At 75.2% G+C, this 686-nt stretch carries 1 protein-coding gene; it reads left to right on the forward strand.

The features are described 5' to 3' along the window. A partial coding sequence (locus tag AC1D15_RS35775) for an Hpt domain-containing protein (protein WP_477829823.1) occupies nt 1-686 on the forward strand: 686 nt, incomplete at both ends.

The raw sequence follows: 686 nt of genomic DNA on the forward strand, positions 1-686 counted from the left end.
ATCGATGCCGTCGACGCCGAGCTGTTCCCGATCTTCGAGGAAGAGGGCGAGGAACTGATCCCCGAGCTGGCGACCAAGCTGCGCGAGTGGTCGCGCCGCCCGACCGACAACTCGGCGGCCGCGGCCTGCATGCGCAYGCTGCACACGCTGAAGGGCGGTGCCCGCCTGGCCGGCGCCATGCGGCTGGGTGAAATGGCCCACCGCCTGGAAACCCGCATCGAGCACCTGCTGCAGCAAGCGGCACCGGCGACCACTCAGGACGTCGAGGCGCTGCAAGGCCGTGCCGACGGCCTGGCGCATGCCTTCGAGACGCTGCGCTCGCGCGACGCCCAGGCTTACGCCGAAGCGGCCGCTGCGCCGGTCGCACCGCCGCCCGCACCGGTCGCCCGTCCGCCGGTCGCCCCGCCGGTGGTGTTGGCACCGATGACGGTGGCCGCGCCGGTGATGCCGGTGTTCACCGCGCCGCCGATGGTGGCTGCTCCTGTCGTGGCGGCCCCTGCAGTTGCAAGCCCTGTGGCGCCCGTCGCCCCGCCGGTGGCCGAGCCGGCCCCTGCGCCGGTGACCCAACCGACGCCGCTGGCCGCCGAGGCCGCGCCGTTCATCGAGCCGCTGGCACCGACCCTCCCTGCGCCGGTGGTGGCCGCGCCGGTGGCGGCACCGGTCGCCCCGGTGGCCAAGCCGGCGAC

Source organism: Rhizobacter sp. P2_H2 (assembly GCF_056403375.1).